Source organism: Pseudoalteromonas peptidolytica (genome assembly GCF_012641745.1).
GTDB lineage: Bacteria > Pseudomonadota > Gammaproteobacteria > Enterobacterales > Alteromonadaceae > Pseudoalteromonas > Pseudoalteromonas peptidolytica.
Genome location: NZ_WEHZ01000004.1, coordinates 26,676 through 32,646 on the forward strand (window position 1 = coordinate 26,676; position 5,971 = coordinate 32,646).

A 5,971-nucleotide genomic window follows, 5' to 3' on the forward strand; every position below is an offset into this window, starting at 1 on the left:
TGCCTTGCAATACTAACATATTATTTTTATTAGTCTTGTCTTTGCCCTGATAAATTATAACCGAGAATGTGCGATGACTTTTTTGTTGGTATTTTGGGTGCGAAAAAAAGCTTCAAATTGCTGTGCCGTTAATGGTTTACTAACTAAGTAACCTTGTCCAAAATCGCATGCCAATTGTTGCAATATTTTTAGTTGTGTTGACGTTTCAACTCCCTCTGCAACGACTTTCATTGATAGGCTATGCGCCATGTTAATAATAGTAGTGACCAATGCCTGCGACTCTGTTGAGACGAGCATATCAGCAATAAAGCTTTGATCTATTTTAAGTACATCAAACGGATAATGACGCAGGTAATTAAGAGAAGAGTAGCCGGTGCCAAAATCATCAAGAGCAAGTTTAAACCCGAGTTCATGAAGCTGATCCAATGCTTGTTTTACTTGTGCCTGTCCAGAAATAAGCACTCCTTCGGTTATTTCTAATTCAATATCGTGACTGGCTATAGACCGATCATCAACAAGGAGGGCTATTTTTTGAATTAAATTTGGGTCTTTGAACTGCCTAGGCGAGAGGTTAATAGCCACTTTTAGGTTCGCCTGTAAACTCTTTTGCCACTGATTAACCTGTTGTATAGTCGTTGCCAGTACGAATAAACCAATATCTATGATGAGCCCATTTTGTTCGGCAATCGGGATAAATTCCGCAGGAGATACCGAGCCGAGGGTTTTACTATGCCAACGTAACAGCGCCTCTGCACCGAATATTTCACCATTATTAATGTTAAATTGAGGCTGGTAAAAAACTTCGAGCTCATCCTCTGCTAGTGCGATTCTTAGTGCTTCTTCTATGGCAATTTGTCGTGATAGCTTCAGGCTCATTTCTTGGTTGTAAAAACAATAGCCATTCCGACCATTTTTTTTTGCATTGTACATCGCGGTGTCTGCACAACTAAGCAATTCAGCTGGAGTGTCAGCATCTAGAGGATAGACAGCAACGCCAATACTGATGGAAATATTAAAATCTCTATCATTGAGCTCAATGGGTTCATGAAACAACTTAACCAGCATATCGGCGACACACGTAATATCAGAGACATGATCAAAACCATTCATCAATATAATAAACTCATCACCTCCCAGCCGAGCAACAGTATCCTGCTCCCGTATTGAGAGGGTAAACCTTTCTCCTGCTGCGACGAGAACTTGATCTCCGATTTCATGACCTAGGGTGTCATTGATCCGTTTAAAGTCATCTAAGTCTATAAAAAATACAACAGCCAGTGCTTCACTGCGCTGTGCCGTAGACAGCTGTTGCGTTAATCGCTCCATGGCTAAAAAACGATTTGGGAGATCTGTGAGTGAGTCATAAAAGGCATGATGTAAAATGACTTCTTCTTGCTTTTTCTTTTCGGTAATGTCACGAACTACAATAACGAGCTGCTCGCTGTTTGGGATTGGAGAAAGCCGCGCTTCAAATAGCTTGTTCTGACCGTCAATAGTCAATGGATATTCTATTTGTGTTAACTGATGCTGTTGAGTTGCAGAATTTATTGCTTGGTTAAACTGTCGAGCAGCATGATGAGGTAAAACATCAGCCATCTTTTTGTGAATGAACTGTTCTGGTGAAAGATACAGATCATCTTTTTTACCAGTGTGACACTCAACAATAGTGCTATCCGAATTGATAATAAAAAACAAGTCAGGTAAGGCATGGAAGACGCTTGTCATCAGTGCATGGCGACGCGCCAGTTCTTGGTTGGTTTGCAGTTGTTGTTGCCAGTTTTGCTCCAGTGTTTGCGCGGTTTTATTCAGTTGCTCAGCAAGTACTGCAAACTCACCTTGCCCAGTTATCTGCACACGGCTGGTGAGTGATTTGGTTGAAAGGTCGTGTCCAACATCAATCAGCCTTTTGATTGGTCTATGAATAAAGTAATGGGTAAAGCTTAATAAACCTGCGGTTAACAACACCAAAAACGCAATGAGTATAACTGCTTTGGCGGTAAATTGCTGTTTTAGAGAAGTGTAGATCTGGCTGACATCATAAAGTGCAACCAGTCTGATCACATCGTCAGAATCACTAACTGGGAGGGTGGGAGACACGGGAATAACGGTAACAAAATACTGCTTTGCGGGAATATACACAGTAATAAGGTCATGCGTGTCTAACGCAGACGTCACATTGTGTTCCTTGATGACGCGAGTAAATAAGTTAAAACCAGCTTCTGACTGTGGATCCAGTTTCATTACCAAGTCATTTTTAATTATAAAGAGGGCTGCATATTTATCATCTGAGTAGTAATCCTCAAGGGTTAAGCTAACCTGACTGATATTGCCCTTGGCAAATTCAGTAGATAGATGTTTACCTAAATGCCTCATGCTATGTGTGAGTTGTGTTTGGTATGTACTAAGCAACATATCTCTTTGGCTTACGTAAGAATAAGCAATAATAAGAGAGGAGATCAGCAAGCCACAGAGTACGGTACCCCAAGTCAGAGTCTGTTTTAAGTTAATGGCAATAACTTTGTTATTCATATGTCTCGTTCTGAAACGTCTAATGCGAGTAATCCTCTACCGTAGCCAAGCCAAACAGGTGTTATGTCTGTGTGGCTTTCAGGTGAGCTTTAAAAGCTACACTCTAGCTTATTTTTATGCTGATTGATGAATCGTCAACAATCAAAGATAGTGTAGTTCACTAACTCAAGGCTGTATCACATTTCAGTAATAATTATAGCAACTGGCTCTTCAGAATTAGGCGCGAAACCAAAACTAAAATCATTTTTCAAGAAGCCTATCAAGGAGAGGGGGATAAAGTCGTCATGACTATAAAAGGTGGCTAAAGTAAGAGCAAATAAATGCGTAGTTCTCTGTAATTACACATGAATTGTAACAGTTCTCATGCTTTGATTTTAGCGAGTGTGGGGGTAACATGAGGGTCAGAACTCTACCCCAAAATAGAGCAGAATAATAGCAAACGGAAATTCAGGAATAATAAAATGACAAAAACTATAATAAAAAAACGTACCTTATCACTGCTAGTGGCAAGTGCGCTTGCAGCACAAAGCTGGGCAGCACTGGCTGAAACTATCACGAATAACGTTTACTCGGAAAAAGGATTGGCGGGAACGCTTACACAAGAAAAAATCGATGACCAAAACTACAAAGCAAAAATTGAATTTGGTTGGAATAACCGCCGTATCTTAATCGATGAAAATCTCACACTGAATGAGCAAGGCTTACCTATCAAGCTCAGTCTTCAAGGGCGTTCTGCATTTGGCTCAAAAATTGATGAGACATTTAGTTATAACCGTGGAATTGCGCAGTGGAAAAGTGTCAATGAATCCGGTATCAAAGCTGATGCAACGTTAGATTTTTACGTGCCATCTAATCTCCATCTAGCACTAGACAACGCCACAATGCGTTACGTGCTTAAAAACAATCAATATGAATTAGATGTATACCCCCAAGGTAAAATGTTGATTGAGAAGTTAAAAACACTCAAACTTGGAGAGCAAACTGTGCACTTATTAGTGACCAGTGGTCTTAGTCTTACACCAAACTTTGCTTGGTACGACGATGATGGTAATTATTTTGCACAAACTTGGGGAGCAATGTATGTATTACGTGATGGTTTTAGTAAAGCACAGTTTGAGCAGCTTGAGACCATCCAAAAGCAAGCTGAACAGCAGCACCTTGAAAATCTTGCTAAGAAACTGACGCACCAAGTTCCTGAGCTTTTCATCGAAAATGTTGCGGTGTTTGATAGTGAACAAAAAAAGCTGCTGAAAAAACAAGATGTATTGATCCAAGATGGCAAAATTGTAGAAGTCGCTAATCATATTAAGAAGCCAAAAGGGGTGGCTAGTATTGATGGCAAAGGAAAGACTTTGATCCCAGGGCTTTGGGATATGCACGGTCATTTATCAAAAGAAAACGGCATCCTTAATATTGCCAACGGCGTGACCAGTGTTAGAGATATGGGTAATGAGCACGACAATATTATGGAGATTGAAGCGCTCTTTAATACTAACCAAGTATTAGGGTCTCGTGTATATCGTGCGGGTTTTATGGATAAATACAGTGAAAACTCAGCGGGGTTGAGCGTTAAGTCTTTGCAAGAGGCACTGGATACCGTCGACTTTTTCGCAGACAATGGTTATGTTCAAGTCAAACTGTACTCTTCAATAGATCCAAGTTGGGTGAAGCCTATTTCTGAGCGAGCACATAGCCGAGGATTAAGGCTTAGTGGCCATGTTCCCGCCTTTATGACAGCTGAGCAAGCAATTGCAAATGGATATGATGAAATCCAGCATATCAATATGCTTTTCCTTAACTTTTTAGCTGGTGAAGAAGTCGACACCAGAACACAAAAACGCTTTTCACTAATGGGAGAGCAGGCTTCAGGCTTATCACTAGATAGCCCAGAGATGAATGCGTTCATTAAGCTACTCAGTGATAAGAAGGTGGTTGTTGATCCGACGGTATCGACATTTAGAAGTTTATTGATGTCAGAAGATCAAAAAGTCAATCCTGAATTTGCCGCTATCTCCGAGCATATGCCAATTGCATTTGCTCGCGGCTTGAAAGGGGCTGAGATGCATGTTGATGAGCAGTTTAAACTCAGTTATCAGGAGTCAGGCGAAGCGATGCAGAAAATGCTGAAAAAACTCTATGATGCCGGTGTGCCTATGGTACCTGGTACCGATAACATAGCTGGTTTTACCCTGATCCGAGAACTAGAGCTTTATGTTGATGCGGGGATCCCAGCTGCGGAGGTGCTGAATATGGCCAGTATCGAGAGCGCTAAATTGATGGGGGTTGCACATCAAACAGGCTCTATTGCCAAAGGTAAAGTAGCTGATTTAGTGTTGGTGGACGGCGATCCACTCAAGGACATTACAGCATTGCAAAAGGCAGCCTTGGTGATCAAAGGCGAGCAAGCCTTTAAACCTGCTGAAATCTACCGAGCGATTGGAGTGAAGCCATTTACTAGCGCGCCCTCACTAAAGTAGATAGTAATACCAATTTGAAGGAGTAAATCTGAGGCTAACAGCGTTAAAAATTTCTTATTTAGAATAACTAAATAGCAAAATTTTTGCCTTGCCTACAGGACGTAGGTACCTCGGCGTGAGCAGGACGCGGAAGCGGTGTTATCGACAAGATTTTCTCGCCTCAAAATAGACCACTTAATTAAGATAATTGGTATAACCCAACGACTAAATAAACCAAGGCCAGTACAAAAATATGCGCTGGTCTTTTTTATTTATGCCTCAATTTGAACAAGTGTTACGACTAAATGGTGTCCGTTAATCCTTCTGTTAGTTCCTCTTAATACGCTTTAGCTATAACGTGCGACTGACCGCTGAGTAATCCTAGTTGAGTGTTTGATAGACTTTTCTATTGCAAAAATAAAGCTCAAAGCGCAATAGCCTTTAAATATGTCATACAAAAATCTTAAAATTAACTGAGTGTAATCTAGTGTAATGAATAAATTTACTTTTTTGTTAATATATTGCTTTATTTATCAGTTTCTTGTGCTAGCCTTTTTTACTGATCACTCGTAGTTGGTGTGAAACCGCAGTCGTTTTCTCGTTGTGTTTGTTTTACCTGCTGTTGAAAGGTCTCATTTTTAAACTCTATTTGATTCTCTGAAGTCGTCACTCTTTCTTGCTACTAGTAGTAAAAAAGTTGCCATATTGGTGTGTTAAAATGACAGTGAGTAATTACAGCGATGTTGTTGTGCTGCAAGCAAATAGCAAAAGGTGCTGTTGATTAACTTGGCTCGCGGTTTTAGCGGTTAGTTAACCTTTATAAATATACCCCACAAACGCTTCCCTGCTTATGTTAGGTACTGTGTTTGTTGTGGTTAAGTAATTGATTGGTTTTTTACAACGTTACTGATGGTTAACTGTCGCAAGCCAAATAGATATTGCTCGCGCTGTTGCCAAAGGAATCCCAACCAAGTTATGGGGATGGC

General features: G+C 40.5%; 2 protein-coding genes. One reads left to right on the top strand and one right to left on the bottom strand.

The features are described 5' to 3' along the window. Positions 1 to 54 precede the first annotated feature (54 nt). On the bottom strand, positions 55 to 2,529 hold the full coding sequence (locus F9Y84_RS03835) for an EAL domain-containing protein (protein WP_147390767.1): 2,475 nt from the start codon (positions 2,527 to 2,529) through the stop codon (positions 55 to 57). Positions 2,530 to 2,990: 461 nt separating this feature from the next. On the opposite strand from F9Y84_RS03835, the gene F9Y84_RS03840 reads away from it, so the two are divergent. Beyond that, positions 2,991 to 5,006: an amidohydrolase family protein gene (locus tag F9Y84_RS03840; RefSeq protein WP_147390768.1), complete on the top strand. Its 2,016-nt coding sequence runs from the start codon at positions 2,991 to 2,993 to the stop codon at positions 5,004 to 5,006. Positions 5,007 to 5,971 lie beyond the last annotated feature (965 nt).

What these genes read in the sequence shown, in the direction of transcription:
- F9Y84_RS03835 (WP_147390767.1), bottom strand. Translation starts at nt 2,529, where the DNA reads ATGAATAACAAAGTTATTGCCATTAACTTAAAACAGACTCTGACTTGG.
- F9Y84_RS03840 (WP_147390768.1), top strand. Translation starts at nt 2,991, where the DNA reads ATGACAAAAACTATAATAAAAAAACGTACCTTATCACTGCTAGTGGCA.